The 17579-nt window shown below is 64.1% G+C and carries 15 protein-coding genes and 1 tRNA gene; 5 read left to right on the top strand and 11 right to left on the bottom strand.

Annotated elements, in window-relative coordinates; translation table 11 throughout:
* Positions 1 to 276 precede the first annotated feature (276 nt).
* Both NYR58_RS11035 and NYR58_RS11030 read left to right on the top strand, forming a co-directional pair.
* Entirely contained in the window at positions 277 to 861 is a 585-nt protein-coding gene (locus NYR58_RS11035; RefSeq protein WP_261520725.1) for a LabA-like NYN domain-containing protein, read from the top strand.
* Positions 858 to 1514, top strand: coding sequence for a uracil-DNA glycosylase (locus tag NYR58_RS11030; RefSeq protein WP_261520724.1), 657 nt, complete (start codon positions 858 to 860; stop codon positions 1512 to 1514). The genes NYR58_RS11035 and NYR58_RS11030 overlap by 4 nt, the downstream gene beginning before the upstream one ends.
* A gap of 63 nt (positions 1515 to 1577) precedes the next feature.
* On the opposite strand, the gene smpB is transcribed toward NYR58_RS11030, so the two are convergent.
* Both smpB and dapA read right to left on the bottom strand, forming a co-directional pair.
* Positions 1578 to 2051 (bottom strand): SsrA-binding protein SmpB, encoded by a 474-nt coding sequence (gene smpB, locus NYR58_RS11025; RefSeq protein WP_261520723.1) that lies wholly within the window; start codon positions 2049 to 2051, stop codon positions 1578 to 1580.
* A 20-nt stretch (positions 2052 to 2071) separates the two neighbouring features.
* The gene (dapA, locus tag NYR58_RS11020; RefSeq protein ID WP_261520722.1) at positions 2072 to 2953 is read right to left on the bottom strand and encodes a 4-hydroxy-tetrahydrodipicolinate synthase; all 882 of its coding nucleotides are present in this window, start codon (positions 2951 to 2953) and stop codon (positions 2072 to 2074) included.
* A 153-nt stretch (positions 2954 to 3106) separates the two neighbouring features.
* Here dapA and NYR58_RS11015 point away from each other — a divergent pair, with 153 nt between their 5' ends.
* Together NYR58_RS11015 and NYR58_RS11010 are read left to right on the top strand one after the other, a co-directional pair.
* Positions 3107 to 5173, top strand: coding sequence for a lytic transglycosylase domain-containing protein (locus NYR58_RS11015; protein ID WP_261520721.1), 2067 nt, complete (start codon positions 3107 to 3109; stop codon positions 5171 to 5173).
* A 26-nt stretch (positions 5174 to 5199) separates the two neighbouring features.
* Positions 5200 to 6087 (top strand): alpha/beta fold hydrolase, encoded by an 888-nt coding sequence (locus NYR58_RS11010; RefSeq protein ID WP_261520719.1) that lies wholly within the window; start codon positions 5200 to 5202, stop codon positions 6085 to 6087.
* A gap of 112 nt (positions 6088 to 6199) precedes the next feature.
* Here the strand turns inward: NYR58_RS11010 and NYR58_RS11005 are convergent, their stop codons facing one another.
* Positions 6200 to 7348, bottom strand: coding sequence for a porin (locus tag NYR58_RS11005; RefSeq protein WP_261520718.1), 1149 nt, complete (start codon positions 7346 to 7348; stop codon positions 6200 to 6202).
* 483 nt (positions 7349 to 7831) lie between these two features.
* Between NYR58_RS11005 and NYR58_RS11000 the strand changes: the two genes are divergently transcribed.
* Positions 7832 to 7922: transfer RNA gene (locus NYR58_RS11000), tRNA-Ser, on the top strand.
* A gap of 359 nt (positions 7923 to 8281) precedes the next feature.
* Here NYR58_RS11000 and NYR58_RS10995 read toward each other — a convergent pair.
* The 8 genes from NYR58_RS10995 to NYR58_RS10960 form a co-directional block, all read right to left on the bottom strand.
* Entirely contained in the window at positions 8282 to 11401 is a 3120-nt protein-coding gene (locus NYR58_RS10995) for a type I restriction endonuclease subunit R (protein WP_261520717.1), read from the bottom strand.
* 64 nt (positions 11402 to 11465) lie between these two features.
* The gene (locus tag NYR58_RS10990) at positions 11466 to 12092 is read right to left on the bottom strand and encodes an NYN domain-containing protein (protein ID WP_092501331.1); all 627 of its coding nucleotides are present in this window, start codon (positions 12090 to 12092) and stop codon (positions 11466 to 11468) included.
* Between the two features lie 157 nt (positions 12093 to 12249).
* On the bottom strand, positions 12250 to 13455 hold the full coding sequence (locus tag NYR58_RS10985) for a restriction endonuclease subunit S (RefSeq protein ID WP_261520716.1): 1206 nt from the start codon (positions 13453 to 13455) through the stop codon (positions 12250 to 12252).
* Positions 13448 to 14989 carry a class I SAM-dependent DNA methyltransferase gene (locus NYR58_RS10980; RefSeq protein ID WP_261520715.1) on the bottom strand — a complete coding sequence of 514 codons (1542 nt, stop codon included), beginning with the start codon at positions 14987 to 14989 and terminating at the stop codon, positions 13448 to 13450. The genes NYR58_RS10985 and NYR58_RS10980 overlap by 8 nt, the downstream gene beginning before the upstream one ends.
* Positions 14989 to 15171 carry a type II toxin-antitoxin system Phd/YefM family antitoxin gene (locus NYR58_RS10975; RefSeq protein WP_072746518.1) on the bottom strand — a complete coding sequence of 61 codons (183 nt, stop codon included), beginning with the start codon at positions 15169 to 15171 and terminating at the stop codon, positions 14989 to 14991. The genes NYR58_RS10980 and NYR58_RS10975 overlap by 1 nt, the downstream gene beginning before the upstream one ends.
* 150 nt (positions 15172 to 15321) lie before the next feature.
* Positions 15322 to 15705, bottom strand: a complete 384-nt coding sequence (locus NYR58_RS10970; protein WP_261520714.1) for a hypothetical protein — start codon at positions 15703 to 15705, stop codon at positions 15322 to 15324.
* Positions 15702 to 17012 (bottom strand): recombinase family protein, encoded by a 1311-nt coding sequence (locus NYR58_RS10965; protein WP_261520713.1) that lies wholly within the window; start codon positions 17010 to 17012, stop codon positions 15702 to 15704. The genes NYR58_RS10970 and NYR58_RS10965 overlap by 4 nt, the downstream gene beginning before the upstream one ends.
* On the bottom strand, positions 17009 to 17461 hold the full coding sequence (locus NYR58_RS10960; protein ID WP_050473148.1) for a DUF2924 domain-containing protein: 453 nt from the start codon (positions 17459 to 17461) through the stop codon (positions 17009 to 17011). The genes NYR58_RS10965 and NYR58_RS10960 overlap by 4 nt, the downstream gene beginning before the upstream one ends.
* Positions 17462 to 17579: the final 118 nt, after the last annotated feature.

Raw genomic sequence — 17579 nt, 5'->3', positions numbered from 1 at the left:
GTGGGAAAACCTGCGCGGTCCTTATCCATTCCAGAGAAAAAAGACAAGGGTTCGCCGCAATCATGCGCCGCGCCGCCGCCCCCCTTCCGCACGAAAGGGCGACCATCGCTCCGCGCAGCACCCGATGGATTTTCCATTTCCCTTAAATTAATTTGCATTGGCATTAATACAAGACCGCACTATGTCAGTTGGTATGTTGGACGGTTAGGCGCCGGCTGTGTAGATGGCGCCACAAGCTATTCCGCGCAGCCGATTGCCACGAAGGATATTTGCACCATGTTCGACCCCCGCGAAAAGATCGCGATGTTCATCGATGGCGCGAATCTTTACGCCACATCCCGCGCGCTCGGATTCGACATCGACTACCGCAAACTGCTCGCCAGCTTCCAGAAGAGAGCCTATCTGCTGCGCGCCTATTATTACACGGCGCTGGTGGAAGATCAGGAATATTCCTCCATCCGGCCGCTCATCGACTGGCTCGACTATAACGGCTACAAGGTGGTCACAAAGCCCGCCAAGGAGTTCACCGACTCCAGCGGACGGCGCAAGATCAAGGGCAACATGGACATCGAGCTGACCATCGACGCCCTTGAGCTGGTGGATGTGGTCGACCACTACGTGCTGTTCTCCGGCGACGGGGACTTCCGCACGCTGGTCGAGGCGCTGCAGCGCAAGGGGCGCAAGGTAAGCATCGTTTCCACCATCCAATCGCAGCCGCCGATGATCTCCGACGAGCTGCGCCGGCAGGCGGACAGCTTCATCGACCTTGCCTCCCTGCAGCAGGAGATCGGCCGCGATCCCTCCGAGCGCACGATGCGCCGTCACGATCACGACGACTTCGAATCCAACGAGGCAGGATGAACCTGCCGGCGGAACCGCCTCGGGACTGTCCGCATTGCCCGCGCCTCGCCGCCTTCATTGCCGGCTGGCGGGCGCGCGAGCCGGAATGGTTCAACGCGCCGGTGCCCACCTTCGTGCCGCCACAGGGAGACGCGGCGGTTCGGCTGCTCGTTGTTGGCCTGGCGCCGGGCCTGCGCGGCGCCAACCGCACGGGCCGTCCGTTTACCGGGGATTTCGCCGGCACACTGCTCTACAACACCCTGATTCGCTTCGGCTTTGCGCGCGGCGCCTTCGACGCGCGGCCTGACGACGGGCTGCAGCTTGTCGATGCGGCCATCACCAACGCGGTGCGCTGCGTACCGCCGGAGAACAGGCCCACGGGAAGCGAGGTGGCCACCTGCCGCAGGCACTACCTCACGCCCACCCTGGCGCGCTTCCCCAATCTCAAGGCGGTGGTGACACTGGGCACCATCGCCCACCAGGCGACGGTGCGCGCCCTCGATTGCCGCGCGCGCGAACTTCCCTTCTCCCACGGCGCAGCCCAGACCGCAGGCTCCTTGCGAATCTTCTCCAGCTATCACTGCTCGCGATACAACACGAATACGGGCCGGCTGACGGAAACGATGTTCGCAGAAGTGTTCCGCCGGGCGAGAGAGTTTTTGGGAAGCGAATAGCGAATAGGGAGGGAAAGCTGGCTCCGAGGGCCTTTGCACCTCCCTACTCGTGCTATTTTGCGCTCAGCCTCTCTCCTTCAGCAGCCGCGCCTTCTCGCGGCTCCAGTCCCGCTTCTTCACGGTTTCGCGCTTGTCGTGCAGCTTCTTGCCGCGGGCAAGCGCAATCTGAAGCTTGGCAATGCCACGCTCGTTGAAATAGAGCCGCAAGGGCACGATGGTCATGCCCTCGCGCTCCACCGCCTGGGCCAGACGGGCAAGCTCCCTGCGCGAGACGAGCAGCTTGCGGCGGCGGCGCGGCTCGTGGTTGAAGCGGTTGCCGGCAGAATATTCGGGGACATAGGAGTTGATGAGCCACAGCTCGCCGCCCTCGACGGAGGCGTAGGATTCCTGGATGTTGGCCTGACCCTCGCGCAGCGATTTCACCTCCGTGCCCGTCAGCGCAAGGCCGGCCTCCAGCGTGTCCTGAACCTCATAGGCAAAGCGCGCCTTGCGGTTCTCGGCAACCGTGCGGATGTTCGGGTTTTTCTGCTTGGCCATGGATCAGGCGTTCGCGACCTTCAGTTCAGCAGCCCGGCGTGCTTCATTGCCGCGTCGATCTTCTCCGCCGTCGCCGCTTCCACCGGCACGAGCGGCAGGCGAACGACATTCTCGACCTTGCCGAGACGCGACAGAGCGTATTTGGTGCCGCAAAGGCCCGGCTCGATGAACAGCGCCTTGTGCAGCGGCATCAAACGGTCCTGCAGCTCCAGCGCCTTTTCCCTGTCGCCCGAGAGTGTGGCCGCCTGGAAGGCGGCGCACAGGCGCGGCGCCACATTCGCGGTCACCGAGATGCAACCCACGCCGCCGTGGGCATTGAAGCCCAGCGCCGAGGCGTCTTCCCCGGAAAGCTGGATGAAGTCCTTCCCGCAGGTCATGCGCTGCTCCGACACCCTGTCGACCTTGGCGGTGGCGTCCTTGACGCCGACGATGTTCTTGAAATCGCGCACCAGGCGGCCCATCGTCTCCGGCGTCATGTCGATCACCGAGCGGGGCGGAATGTTGTAGATGATGATCGGCAGGCTGGTGGCGCGCGCCACGGCCGCGAAATGCTCGTAGAGTCCCTGCTGATTAGGCTTGTTGTAGTATGGCGTGACCACGAGAACCGCATCGGCACCCACCTTTTCCGCATGCTCGACAAAGCCGATCGCCTCGCGCGTCGAATTCGAGCCGGCCCCCGCGATGACGGGCACGCGCCCGGCCGCCGCTTCCACGCACAGCCGCACCACCTCGCGGTGCTCCTCATGGGTCAGGGTCGGGGATTCGCCGGTCGTGCCAACGGGGACCAGGCCGTTGGAGCCCTCTTCGATCTGCCAGTCCACAAGCGCGCGGAAAGCGTCTTTGTCCAGGCTTCCATCCTTGCGAAACGGCGTCACGAGCGCTGTGATGGAACCCCTGAACATTTCCCGAAACTCCTCGCATGACTTGCCCGGCCCGAACCCTTTCGGACCGCTGACGGGCGCTTCTACCCGATCATGAAGCGCGGCACCATAGTGTTGCCATGCTGCGCCCGCAAGAACCTCGAAAGGAAGGTTCTTGGCACAGGATTGCGGGCAATGAAGGCCGTGCGAATTGCGGCTGCGGCGATGGGCAGAACCGGGCTTGCGGCACTCATGCTGGGGGTTGCCGCCGCGGCTGCCTCAGCGCAAGGCGTGGAGCTTCCGCAGAACCCTCCACTGCCCTATGCACCGCCGCAGCGGGCGGGGACAATACCCCCCTTCGCGCCGGAAATGCTGCGTTCGAAGGGGCGCCTTGCGGTGCTTCAGGAGGGACTTTCGGCCCTTTCGCGGGGGGATTTGGCAGGCGCAAGGGGGGTGCGCGCGGCCCTCAAGCGGGGATCCGTCGAGCGAGATATCCTGGGCTGGGCGATCGCCCTTTCCGGCCACGCCGGGGTCGGCAGCGAGGAAATCGCGCAGATCGCGCGCACGCTTGCAGGTTGGCCCGGCATGGCGCGGCTTGCCCTTCAGCGCGAGCGGGCGCTTGCCCGCGAGAACCCGCCGGCAGAGGCGCTTGCCGATGCGTTCGCCGGCCGGCAGCCCGTCACCTTCGAGGCCACGGTCGCGCTGGCGCGCGCGCATCTGGCGCTGGGCGACCGAGAGGCCGCGCGTGCCGTTCTTTCTCCCTTCTGGCGCGAGAAGACGCTGAATGCGCGGCAGGAACTCGCCATCGTCGCGGAATTCGGCGACCTGATTCCGGCGGCGGACCATCGATACCGCATGGAGCGTATGCTCTACGAGGAACGCGTGCGCTCGGCCGAGCGGATGGCCGGTCTGGTCGGCGGTCAGGCGCTCGTGCGCGCCTGGGCGGCGGTGATCCGCAACCGACCGGAGGCGGGCGCACTCCTCGAAGCGGTGCCGGAAAGCGAACGCTCGACCGGCTACCTCTTCGCGAAGGTGCGCCAACTGCGCCGCAGCGGGCAGTTTCTCGAGGCCGCGGAGGCGATGCTCTCCGCTCCCGTGGAGCCGGACGCGCTCATCGACCCGGACGCGTGGTGGTTCGAGCGGCGGGTGCTTTCGCGCGAGCTTCTGGACATCGGGGAGGCGAGGATGGCCTATCGCGTCGCCGCCGCGCATGCGGGCGGCAGCCCCGCCAGCCAGGCGGATGCGGCCTTTCACGCCGGGTGGTATGCGCTGCGCAGCCTCGGTGATGCGAACGCCGCGGCGCACCACTTTTCCCGTATCGCGCAGATTGCCGAAGGGCCGATCTCGCGTGCCCGCGCCTTCTACTGGCTGGGGCGGGCGGTGGAAGCGGATGGGCCCGGCAAGGCGGACGCCTATTACCGCAAGGCCGCCGTCCATGGCACAACCTTCTACGGCCAGCTCGCCGCCGCGCGGCTCGGCCTGTCCTCCCTCGATACGTCCAGGCCGCAACCCTCGGAGGAGGAACGCCGGCGCTTCGGCGCGCGCAAGGCCGTGCAGGCGATCGGAAAGCTGGAGGCCATCGGCGAAAACCGCCTTGCCGCCCTCCTCTACCGGGATCTGGCGCAGGCGCTGCCGAGCGCCGGGGAACTGGCGCTTCTGGCGGGCATGGCCGAGGCACGCGGCGACCACCATCTGGCGCTGCGCATCGCCAAGACGGCCAGCGCGCGCGGACTTGAGACGGGAATGCTGACCCATCCCCTGGGCGCGATACCGGAAAGCGCCGTGCTTTCGGGCAGCGGCGAGGCTCTGGCCTACGCCATCGCCCGCCAGGAAAGCGAGTTCAATGCCGGCGCAGTCTCCGGCGCCGGTGCCCGCGGGCTTCTGCAGCTCATGCCGGCGACCGCCAGGGCCATGGCGGCAAAGACCGGCCTTGCCTATGCGCCGCCACGGCTGACGGCAGACGCCGGCTACAACGCGACGCTCGGCGCGGCCTATCTCGGCGAGCAGCTCGACCGTTTTGACGGCTCTTACATTCTCACCTTCGTCGGCTACAATGCCGGTCCGCGCCGCGCCGAGGCGTGGATCGCCCGCTATGGCGACCCGCGCGGCAGGCCGGTGGAGGAGGTGGTGGACTGGATCGAACGCATCCCCTTTACCGAGACCCGCAACTATGTGCAGCGCGTGATGGAGAGCTATCAGGTCTACAAGGCGCAGCTCGGCGCCCCCTTCGACATCGAACACGACCTGGTGATGGGGCGCTGAGGACGGTCGAAAGCAAGGGAGCGGGTTTGGGGGAAGGGTTCAACGATTTCTTCTACACATCGAGCGACGGGTTGAGGCTGCACGCACGCCTCTATGGCAGGCGCGTGGAGGGTCGGCTGCCGGTGGTCTGCCTGCCGGGGCTGACCCGCAATGTGCGCGATTTCCATGCTCTCGCCCTGGCCCTTGCGGGCAACGAGAAACGCCCGCGCCAGGTGATCGCCTTCGACTATCGCGGGCGTGGCGGCAGCGATCCCGACCCGCAGTGGCGCAACTATACGGTGGCGAGAGAGGCCGCCGACATCCGCGATGGGCTCACCGTGCTCGGAATTCCCCATGCCGCCTTCATCGGCACCTCGCGCGGCGGGCTCGTCATCATGGCGCTGACGGCGCTGCGGCCGGCGGCGCTGAAGGCGGTCGTGCTCAACGACATCGGTCCGGTGATCGAGGGCGCCGGGCTGGCGCACATCCGCAGCTATCTGGAAAATGCACCGAAACCGCAGGACTTGGCCGATGCCATCCGGGTGCTGAAGGCGGTGCACGGCGAGGCTTTCAGCGCGCTTGCCGATGCCGACTGGGAGCGACAGACACGGGCGCTTTACCGCTTCGAGGACGGGCGCCCCGTGGCCGATTTCGACCGCCGGCTTCTCAAGACGCTGAGAGGGGTCGATCTGAGCCGGCCGCTGCCGGCGCTGTGGCCGCAATTCGAGGGGCTGAAGGCAATCCCCGTGCTGGCGATCCGCGGCGCCAACTCCACCCTGCTGTCCGTGGACACACTCTCGGAAATGGCCCGGCGGCACCCGGAGATGGAGACCCTCACCGTAGAGGGCCAGGGCCATGCGCCGCTTCTGGAGACCGGCGACCTGCCCCGGCGCATCGATGCCTTCTTCACCCGCGCCGAGCGGCGGACGCTGTGATAGCCGTTCGGGAAGGCGCCGTTCGCATCACCCAACCTGCCAAGGACGAGCAAGGAAAACCCGGCGGGGGTCGCCCGCCGGGTTTCCAAGTTCTTCGGACCGTCTTCTCTTTTTAGAAGTTGCGGTCGAAGCGCAGGAAGCCGTGCCACTGATCCGGGTCGCGGCCGTCCGGCGTGTCGAACTTGGTGTAGTTGACCGCAAGCTTCGTGTTGAAGTTCTCGACGATCTCGTAGTCGAAGGTCGCACCGGCGCGGATGGCGTTCACATCGCCACCGAAGAGGGTGGTGCCGACATCGTGGCCAACCTTGCTGAAGTACTGAGCGCCGATCGACGCCTTGAAGCGCGGGTTGACCTGATAGCCGACAAGACCACCGGCACTCCACTCGGCACCGACGCGCGGATCAACCGGGTCGAGCGAGGCCAGACCAGTGCCCAGGCCGCCAAACGGGTCGACCGAGTAGAAGTTGATGCCGCTTTCGTAGGTACCGATCGCCTCGAACCAGAGCTGCTCGGTGGCGTTGACCTTCGCGATCGCCTTGGCGGCCCATTCCTCGGCCGTGGCGTCGTAGGCACCCCACACGTTGATGCTGCCCCAGCCCTGAACCACACCGATGTTGCCGACCACGTTCGGCGCGTAGTCGTAGTCTTCGTCCGCCTCTTCGAGCGCAAGAGAGACGAAGAAGCCGTTGGCCGCATCGTATGTGTAGCGGATGAAGTGGACGCGGTCGCCGCCGCCCTGGTCGAACTCGCCCGACAGGCCGGCGTCATACAGCGTGTCGCTGAGACCCATGGAAAGGCCGCCCAGCGAGATGATCGCCTGCTGCACGCGCGCGCCGGAATCGATCCCCTGCGAAAGGGCGTTGCCCTCGTTCACATTGTAGGGGAAGTCGGTATTCGGGAACTTCGTTACGGTACCACCCGTGGAATCGGCGCGGATCTCGATGAAGCCGCCGAGCGTGCCGTACTCGGTCTCCGAGCGGGCGTCGACCGTCAGCGTGGCGCGAGCCAGCTTGGCCCAGCCGCCATCGTCGAGCAGGCCGTCGAAATCGCCGCGCGCACCGATCTCGTAGCGGACATAGCCGCCGATCTTGAGGCAGGTTTCGGTGCCCGGGATGTAGAAGAAGCCGGCGCCATAGACGTCGCAGACGCGGACATATTCCATCGGCTCCGGTTCCGGAACGAAGATGGGGTCGGCCGCCTGGGCGCCCGTCGCAGCGACGGTTGCCGCCGCCGAGCCGATGAGAAGGCTCTTGATGTTCATTTTCTGACCTCCAGTCAAAAGTTCTAAATATGGGTCTGGGTATATTTGCTGAAGGACAGCGTTCCCTGCCCATCCCCACAGGTATGAAAAAGTTGCGCCCCCGGCGCTCCTTCTTCCGCAGCCGACATTACTCACGCCGCGCCGGTGATCAACCACGATTGCCCCTCTCACGGGTCGCGGCAAGCTCTATCGGCACAACCTGTTGCACAAAAGCCACGTTTGCGCAGGCTGCGGAAAGGAAACGTCAACGATTGGGGCGTGCGTCGCGAGTGGAAAACGCCGGAGAAGGCGGGTTTCCCGCGCCGGCACCCGCCAGACGGCGCGAATCGCCGCCCTCCAGCTGCCTGTGGATACCTGCATGGCAAGCAGCGACTCGCGGCGCGCCGCGGCATCCGGGTGACGCCGCGCCAGGCGAATGTGAGAAGCGTGCAACTCGTTGTTGATTGTGCCGCTGCTTTTCTTTATCCAGCACCCAGCCTTGAAGGAGAGGTGGCCGAGTGGTCGAAGGCGCTCCCCTGCTAAGGGAGTAGGCCCCAAAAGGGCCTCGTGGGTTCGAATCCCATCCTCTCCGCCACTTGCCCCCGCGAAAGCGTTCTCCCCATCCGGCTGCGGCCGGATTTTTCCGTTGTTTTCGAGGGTTATGCGGGAGAGGCTGAGCACTGGCCTCTGGGCCAAGAGGTCAGAAAGCGCTCTCTCAGGGCCGATACTCTCTGAACCTGTTGACTGCGCAGATTTGGTGAATTTTTCGCAAGGCTCTGGAAACACGTCATTATTTTGTAACGAAACCTGAACACTTTGATGTGGGTGGCATTCTCGCAGAAATGACCGGGATCGGACGTTCGCCAGCGTCCCGACGGGTGTGGAGCGCGCTGCCAGCGGTGCCGCGCCTCGCGGTGGGTTCAAATCAACATTGTTTTCTCGAACCAACGGCACTCAATTGGCCCATTGCGAAGACAGCGCTTCCGCCTGTTGCAGAACGGTCCTGATCGCAGCGTCCTGCAGGTCTGGAGGATACCCGTACTTACGCAAGATGCGTTTCACCAGAACCCGCATGCGTGCCCTTGCGGACTCGCGATGGGACCAGTCCACAGTCACGTTCGACTTGAGGCTCTCCAGAAGCTCGTGCGCGATCAGCTTGAGTGAATCGTTCCCAAGGACCTCGATCGCGCTTTCATTGGTGGCGAGAGCGTCGTAGAAGGCGATCTCTTCCTCGGTCAGGCCTTCTTCCTCGCCCCTCTTCCTGGCCTCTCGAATGTCATGCGCCAGTTCGATCAGCTCTTGGAGCACTTCGACAGTGCTGATCGCATTCGTGTGGTACCGCGCAACGGCCTGCTCCAACCGCTCAGAAAACTTCTTGCTCTCGACGACGTTTGACCGGGCGCGAGCACTGATCTCGTCGTTGAGCAGCTTCTTGAGCGCCTCAAGCGCGAGGTTCTTCTGCTCCATCTGCCGGACTTCCGCCAGAAATTCATCCGAAAGTATCGAGATATCTGGCGACTTGAGGCCGGCCGCCGAGAGGATATCGACGATCTCTGTTGAAACCACGGACCTATCGATGATCTGCTGAACGGCAAGGCGCTTGTCGGCCGCCGAGCCACCTGTCCCTTGCGTCGCCTTTACAAGCGCCGCCCGAACGGCCTGGAAGAAACCGACTTCATCACGAATGGTCTGGGCCTCTTCGCTGGCCGCTGCCAAGGCGAACGCTTTCGATAGCGCAAGGACGTCGTCTTGGTACCGCCGAAGAGCCTTCTTTCTTGCTTCTTCGTCTGCCTCCTTGGCGGCTGCCGCGTGCTGGCGCTCCAGGATCCAGTTCATTGCTGCGGCGAGCGTCCGGAGGCGATCTGACGGTTCCCCCTTCAAGGCTTGGCTGTAGTCGAATCCATGGAAGTGATCCCGAACGACCTCGTAACGCTTCAGCATTTCCGCCACCGCCTCGGCCTCATCGATGCCGGCCTGGCGCCGGTCGCTCTCGGAATACTGGCCCAGCGCGTTCTTCAGGCTTTGCGCGATCCCGATGTAATCCACCACGAGACCAGCGGGTTTGTCCCGGAAGACGCGGTTCACTCGAGCGATGGCCTGCATCAGCCCGTGACCCTGCATCGGCTTGTCGATGTACATTGTGTGCATCGACGGGGCGTCGAAGCCGGTCAGCCACATGTCGCGAACGATCACGAGTTTCAGCGGATCGTCCGGATCCTTGGCGCGCTTCGCGATCAGATCCCTGCGCGCCTTGTTGCCGACGTGTGGTTGCCAATCCGCCGGATCCGATGCCGACCCTGTCATCACGATCTTAATGACGCCGGCATTGTCATCGTCGGAATGCCACTCGGGACGAAGCGCAATGATCTCGTTGTAAAGCGCGACGCAGATGCGCCGGCTCATGCAGACGATCATGCCCTTGCCATCGAGCGCGGCGAGCCGCCGCTCGAAATGCTCGACGATGTCGGCCGCGACCATCTTCAGGCGCTTCTCGGCTCCAACCAGCGCCTCGACGTTTGACCATTTCTGCTTGAGCTTCTCCTGCTCAGTCAGGGCTTCGTCTTCGGTCAGCGCCTCGATCTCGGCATCGATCCTCGGCTTCTCCTCCTCGGGTAGCTCGATGCGAGCCAGGCGGCTCTCGTAGTAGATTGGCACCGTCGCGCCATCCTCGACCGCGCGGGTGATGTCGTAGATGTCGATGTAGTCGCCAAAGACGGCGGGGGTGTTCACATCGTCCTTTTCGATCGGCGTTCCGGTGAAGCCGATGAAAGACGCATTGGGCAGCGCATCTCGGAGGAGTTTCGCGAAACCATAGGTGCGCTTGCCGGTCTTCGGGTCGATCTTTGCCCGGAATCCATAATGGCTCCGGTGGGCTTCGTCGGCGATGACGATCACGTTGCGCCGGTCGGTCATCTTGCCTTCCGACAGTTTCTGCAGGGTCGTGAAGATGATCCCACCAGAGACACGGTCCAGCACCTGTTGCAGATGCTCACGGCTTTCCGCCTGTTCGGGCGTCTGGCGGATAAGGTCGCGGCACATGGAAAAGGTCTGGAACAGCTGATCGTCAAGATCGTTGCGGTCGGTCAGCACGACAATGGTCGGGTTCTCCATCTGCGGCTGCCGCACCAGCTGGCCTGCAAAGAACGCCATGAGCAGGCTCTTTCCCGAACCTTGCGTGTGCCAGATCACCCCGGCCTTGCGGTCGCCGTCGATGGCGGTTGCGCGCAGCGTGCTTTGAACCGCCTTCTTGACCGCGTGGAACTGGTGGTAGCCGGCGATGATCTTGACGATGCCCGAGCCGGTGTCGCCGAACACCGTAAAGTCGCGGATGAGCTCCAGGAAGCGCCGCTTCTCGAAGACACCCTCGATCAGCACGTCCATCTCGGGGCTGCCCTTCGGCGCCACCTCGCGCCCGTCGGTAGTGCGCCACGGCATGAAGCGCTCCTCGTTGGCTGTGAGCGACCCGACCCGCGCCAGCGTGCCGTCGGACGTCACCAACACTGCGTTGGTCCGAAAGAGCGAAGGAATCTCGGCCTTGTAGGTCTGAAGCTGATTGTAGGCGGTGGTGAGCGTTGCCGTCTCGGCGCCCGGGTTCTTGAGCTCGACCACGGCAAGCGGCAGGCCATTCACGAAGACCACCACGTCGGGCCGGCGGTTGCGGCCGCTCTCGATCACGACCATCTGGTCGACGACCAGCCAGTCGTTGGCGTCCGGCTCGTCGAAATCAACGAGGCGCACCTTGTCGCCGCGTATGGTGCCGTCCTCGGCGTGGAACTCCACGTCCATACCCTCGACAATCAGCCGGTGAAGCCTGCGGTTTTCCTCGACCAGCGAAGCGCTTTCCGACCCCAGAACCTGCTTGATGGCCTCCTCGCGCGCCTCTGGCGGAATGTGGGGGTTCAGCCGTTCGACCGCCGCTTCCAGACGTCCACGCAGGATGACATCATCATAGGCCGCTCGCTCGGGCGCCGTTCCGTCCGGGCCAATGATGGCATCGGGCGCGTTCGCATACCCAAGCTCGCCGAACCTGGCGATCAGGGCCTTTTCGATGTCGTCTTCGGTGAGGAAAGTCATGAATATTTCCGGCCTCAAATCTTAAACTTCTACTTTTCAGCGCCTCCGTATCTGGGACGGCCTCCTACCAGCGCGTCGGCTTGTGGAACTGTCCCTTCGCATCCTGCATCGTGTTGGGGAACTGTGAGTTCTTGAGGACGCCGGGTCTGATCTGCTTGATGAAATGCGCGTATGGCTTCAACGCCCGGCTCACACGCTTCTGGGGGTTGAGGATCCCGATTGTCTTTCCGAACCGGTTCCGAACAACCGAGATCGGCTCCTTCAGGTCGCTGTCGTTGCTGACGATCACCGCCACGTCGAAGGCATCGTCAAACGCGTCGACCAGCAGGTAAGTTGCGAGGTTGACGTCAGAGCCCTTTTCCTCGGTCTTCATGACCTGACGCCCGGTGTAGCGCCCGTTTTTCCAGTCGGCGGCGTCGGGCATGGTCACTTCATGGGTCAGGAAATGGCCAAGATGGATGCTGACCTGCGGAAGCGTTCGCAGGGCGCGGAAATACGTCTGCTGGCGGGTGGGCTGATCGGGGTCATGCGGCGTGCCGCTGACCTGCGCAGTGAAGTAGCGGATCGCCCGGATGTCGTTCTGCGGCAGGAGCGCGCAGCAAAGCGCATGGATATTCAACCACTTGTAGGGCGTGCGCTTGAGGCAGCCATAATAGAGGTTGTAGCCGTCGATATAGACATGGGTTCTCATGCGAACCCCCGAAAAAGCAGCAGCGGCCACTGGGGCCGCCGCGCGCCCCGGCACCGAAGCGCCGAGGGTGATATCTCCTCATATGTGGTCGATTTGACGATCCTGTCAAGTGTCATGGTGTGTAGACTGCGACGAACGCTGCCTCGTGTGTTTGTCATCACAGCGCCTCCTCCACAATCTTCTCGGCCTCGGCCACGCGGATTTCGCCGGACATAAGCCTGGGCAGAAGCAGATCGCGGGTCTGGGCGAGAGTGCGGGATTCATGGATGTTGGCGATGATACTTTCGATCATCGGCGCGACGAGGTGATTGAACGCGGCGGCAACCTCCTCTGTGCCAAGGCAGGTTTCGTAGGTGGACATCGCGTTCCAGCTCGTGCGCGGCATCTTCGTGCCTGTTGAGGCGGCATTCGTGAACTCGACGAAATCGTCGGAGGAGATGCAGGCGAGCGTGTAAGCCAACCACTCCTTCCGCTTTGGGCGAACTACCACAATGTCGGTGGAGCATATGCCATCGACTGGGGCTACGCCGACCTTGTGAAAATACGGACGGAGCTTGCCGAACAGGAACTCGCCTTTGCGGAAGGCCGACTTGTTGCTCGTCACCTTTCCGGCGCCTTCCCACTCCGAAAGGGCGATGGAGCGGCGGGGCATGTGCTCCAGCCCGATGTATGGTGTGTCTTCTGGTATTTCGCTCGGCTTGACGCCACGACGGGGCGACTCTGCCACATCCCCCAGCGTGCCCATCTCCCACCCCTCGGGCTTCCCTTCATTGTCGAGCCGGTCGGGGAAGAGGGACCAGATTTCGGGGGCGAGGTAGGGGGGGCGGCCTTGCATTTTGGCGCGGGTCGGGCCGAAATCCACGAACCAGTCGCGAAACAGCGCCCGCGCCATGGCCTCGAGCGTGGCGTTCATCTTCCGGTTCAGCTCGATCTTGTCGTCGAGGGCGGAGAGTACACCGGCAATGGCGCGCTGTTCAGGGAGGGGTGGAATGGAAAGTTTGCAGGGGTAAACGGCAGCTCGGGTTGTAGATGGAATTGGTGATCCGTCGTCGATTTCACCCAAGCGATAATGGATCATTGCGTAGTAGACCCATCGCATGTCGAGATCGCCAGACTTCAGCTTAACGTAATACGCTGTGTCGATAACGAAAAATGGATGCTTCGAATAATGAATGCCTCGGTATGCGCCCTTGCGCCCGAGAATAACCCCGGGTCCCGATGCGAGCGGTTCGTCTGTCCATCCAACAGGCCCGTTCGTGCCAAAAACCCGGTAGGGACCGGATGCCTCCTGATAGCCCCTGATTGCCTTGCCGTATTCAAGGGATATCTCGTCGCCCCACGTCGATTGTCGCCACTCACCCATGGACCACCACCCCCGCCAGCCGCTCGCGAATCCGCGCCGTCAACGCCTCGGCCTCGGCGAACTGTGCATCCAGCTGCTCCTGCAAGGACGCGAAGCGCTCGGCAAAGGGCGTCTCGTCCTCCTCGGCCGCCTCGATCCCCACATAGCGGCCGGGGGTCAGCACGTATCCGTGCTGGCGCACCTCCTCGAGGGTGGCCGCCTTGCAGAAGCCCGGCACGTCGGCATAGCCTTCGCCCTCGCGCCAGGCATGATAGGTGTCGGCGATCTTCGCGATGTCCGCGTCGGAAAACTCGCGCCGCGTGCGGTCCACCATGTGGCCCAACTTGCGCGCGTCGATGAACAGGATCTCGCCGCGCCGGTCGCGCAGCTTGCGGTCGCGCGCGATGCCGTTCGACTTGTCGCGCGCCAGGAACCACAGGCAGACCGGGATCTGGGTTGAATAGAACAGCTGCCCCGGCAGGGCGATCATGCAGTCGACGACTTCGCCCTCGATCATCGCCTTGCGGATCTCGCCCTCGCCCGACTGGGTGGAGGACATCGAGCCGTTGGCCAGCACCACGCCCGCCGTGCCGGTGGGCGAGAGGTGGTGCAGGATGTGCTGGAGCCAGGCGAAGTTGGCGTTGCCCCTGGGCGGCACGCCATATTTCCAGCGCGGATCGTCGCGCAGGCGCTCGCCGCCCCAGTCGGAGACGTTGAAGGGCGGGTTGGCGAGGATGAAGTCGGCCTTGAGGCTGGGGAACTCGTCCTTGTGGAAGGAGCCCTCGGCGTTCCAGCGGATGTCGGCGTCGATCCCGCGCACGGCAAGGTTCATCCGGCACAGCCGCCAGGTGGTGTGGTTGCTCTCCTGTCCGTAGATGGCGATGTCGCCGATGCGGCCGCCATGGGCCTCGACGAAGCGTTCGGACTGCACGAACATGCCGCCCGAGCCGCAGCAGGGGTCATAGACGCGGCCCTTGTAGGGCTGGAGCATCTCGACCATCGTTTTCACGACCGAGCGGGGGGTGTAGAACTCGCCCCCGCGCTTGCCTTCGGAGCCGGCGAACTCCTTGAGGAAGTATTCGTAGACGCGGCCGAAGAGGTCGCGCTCCTGCCCTTTCTCGGTGCGGGTGGAGATGTTGGCGATGAGGTCGATCAGCTCGCCCAGCATGATTGCCGAGAGCGCGGGGCGGGCATAGTCCTTGGGCAGCACGCCCTTGAGCGAGGGGTTGTCCTTTTCGATCGCCAGCATGGCGTCGTCGATGAGCTTGCCGATGGTGGGCTGTTTGGCGTTGGCCTGCAGGTGGGACCAGCGGGCCTCCTTCGGCACCCAGAAGATGTTGTCGGCGAGGTATTCGTCGCGGTCCTCGGCGCCCTCGGGGTATTCCGCCATCAGCTCGGCGTGCTTGGCCTCGAAGCTTTCCGAGATGTGGCGCAGGAAGATCAGGCCGAGGACGACGTGCTTGTAGTCCGATGGCTCCATGTTGCCGCGCAGCTTGTCGGCGGCCTTGAACAGCTCTGCCTCGATGCCCAAGGGGGCGTTGTTGTTCGTTGCCATCACTCCTCGCCTTCCAGTCGGGATGGGGCGACCTTGTTGCCGGTCAGCCTTTCGTATTCTTCGACGGACAGGACCACCACGACCGGGCGCCCGTGTTTCTCGACCACCACCGGCTCGGCGCGGGCGAGGTCGATCAGACGGCCGAAGTTGTACTTGGCGTCGCGGGCGGAAAGTGCGGTCATGGGTGGTCCTCCCGGCCCAAGAAGTGGCCGAAATGGCCATTGGAATCAATCGGAAATTGAAAGTTGCCGCGCTGTCGGACGTCCAGGAGAGCGGGCAAGCAGGATGGCGTTTATGGATGGACGCGTGCGAAGCTGTTTGCAAAAGGCCTGCTATTCGACCTTGTGAAAAGATGGTTGCTGTGCCTCCCACTCCACCGGAAACCCCTTCAGCAGCCGCCCCAGCGTCACTTCCGGTCCCTGTCGGCCATCCAGGATCGCCTCGACGATGACGGGGGCGAGAAGGGTGAGGCGCAGGACGCGGGTCATGTAGGACGGCGCAATGCCCTCGCGCTCGGCCAACTCATTGATGGTGTTGAACTCGCCGGATTCCAGCAGCCGCTTCCAGCGGAAGGCGCGGGCCAGCGCCTTGACCAGGGTGTTGTCGGTTCGGCGTTGCACCGGCGCGCCGTCGGGCAACTGCACCTCCTTGCGCCCGCCGCGCTTTGCGATGCGGAAAGGGACGTGCAGGGTGATGGTCTCGGGCGCGGGTTTCATGCTGCCGCTCCCGTTTCACCGGCCAGCATCTCGCGCGCGAGGCCGCTCAGCCCATCGACGCGCAGCCGGATCTCGAGCCCTTCGGCGCCGATGTCGATCCGCTCCACGAGCAGCGCCACGATGCGTGCCTGCTCGGCAGGGAAAAGCTCGTCCCATAGCGGGTCCAGCTGCTGCAGGGCCGCGCGGGCATCGGCCTCCGTGATGCCGCCCTGCTGCGCCTTCGCCGCTTTCCACGTCCCGGCCACGATCTCGGGCTGGCGGAACACCGTGCGCAGCCGGTCGATGACGGCGGCCTCGATCTCGCCGGCGGGCACGCGACCGATCGGACAGGCACCGGCGCCATGCTTCAGCACCGTCTGGCTGACATAGTAGCGGTAGAGCCGGTCGCCCTTTCGGGTGTGGGTCGGGGAGAAGGCCGCGCCGTCGGGGCCAAACAACAGCCCCTTCAGCAACGCCGGTGTTTCCGCCCGCGTGCGGGCAGCGCGCTTGCGCGGGCTTTCCTGCAAGATGGCGTGCACACGGTCCCAGGTCTCGCGGTCGATGATCGCGTCATGCTCGCCCGGATAGCTTTTGCCCTTGTGGACCGCCTCGCCGATATAGGCGCGGTTGTTCAGCATCCGGTAGAGATACTTCTTGTCGATCCGGTTGCCGCGCGGCGTGCGGATGCCGCGTTTTGCGACCTCCCGCGCCAGTTCGGTCCCCGAGCCGATCTCGAGGAAGCGAGCGAAGATCCAGCGTACGTGCTCGGCGCTCTCGTCGTCGACGACCAGCTTCCGGTTCTCAACGCGATATCCGTAGGGCGGCACCCCGCCCATCCACATCCCCTTCTTCCGGCTTGCAGCGACCTTGTCGCGGATGCGCTCGGCGGTGACCTCCCTCTCGAACTGGGCGAACGACAGCAGGATGTTCAGCGTCAGGCGGCCCATCGAGGTCGTGGTGTTGAACGACTGCGTCACCGAGACGAAGGTCACGCCGTTCCGGTCGAACACCTCGACCAGCTTGGCGAAGTCGGCGAGCGACCGGCTGAGTCGATCGATCTTGTAGACCACCACCACGTCGACGAGCCCGTCCTCGATATCCTCCAGCAGCCGCTGCAGCCCGGGGCGTTCAAGCGTGCCGCCCGAGATCCCGCCGTCATCATACTGATCGCGGACGGGCACCCAGCCCTCGGAGCGCTGGCTGGCGATGTATGCCTCGCAGGCCTCGCGTTGGGCGTGGAGGCTGTTGAACTCCTGCTCGAGTCCTTCTTCAGAGGATTTCCGGGTGTAGATCGCGCAGCGCTGTTTGCGGACGATCGGCTTGGTCATGTCCGCGCCCTCCGGTTCTTGAGCCCGAAGAAGACCCAGCCGTTCCAGCGCGTCCCGGTGATCGCCCGCGCGATGGCCGAAAGCGACTTGTACGGGCGGCCCTGCCATTCGAAGCCGTCCGCGGTGACGGTGACGACGTGCTCGACGCCCTGCCACTCACGGATCAGCCGGGTGCCGGCGATGGGCATGGCATCGGCGCGGACGCGACTCTTCTTGCGGTCGCCACCATCCAGTTCCTCGCCCAGCCGCTCCAGCCGACGGATTGTCTCGGGCTTCAGGCCACCATAGGCCAGCTCCTGGATCCGATAGGCCAGCCGGCTCTCCAGGTAGCGTCGGTTGAACGGCGGCGGCTCGCTGTCGAACAAGTCGCGCCACTGCGCCTTCAGTTCCAGCGTCGTAGCGGTCTTCAGCGCAGCCAGGCGCGCGGGGATGGGATCGTGGGTCGTCATGCGGTTCTCCGGTGAGTTGGAGTTGCATGACGGCATCGGTCGGCCGGAGAGTGTAGGCGAATTTCTCCAGTATCGTCAGAAGCTTCGTCATGTTCGCGCAGCCTCAGCCGGACCAGCC

It is taken from the genome of Chelativorans intermedius (assembly GCF_025398255.1).
Lineage (GTDB): Bacteria > Pseudomonadota > Alphaproteobacteria > Rhizobiales > Rhizobiaceae > Chelativorans > Chelativorans intermedius.
Note: the sequence above shows the minus strand (reverse complement) of the source record. Positions and strands in the feature narration are given on the sequence as shown.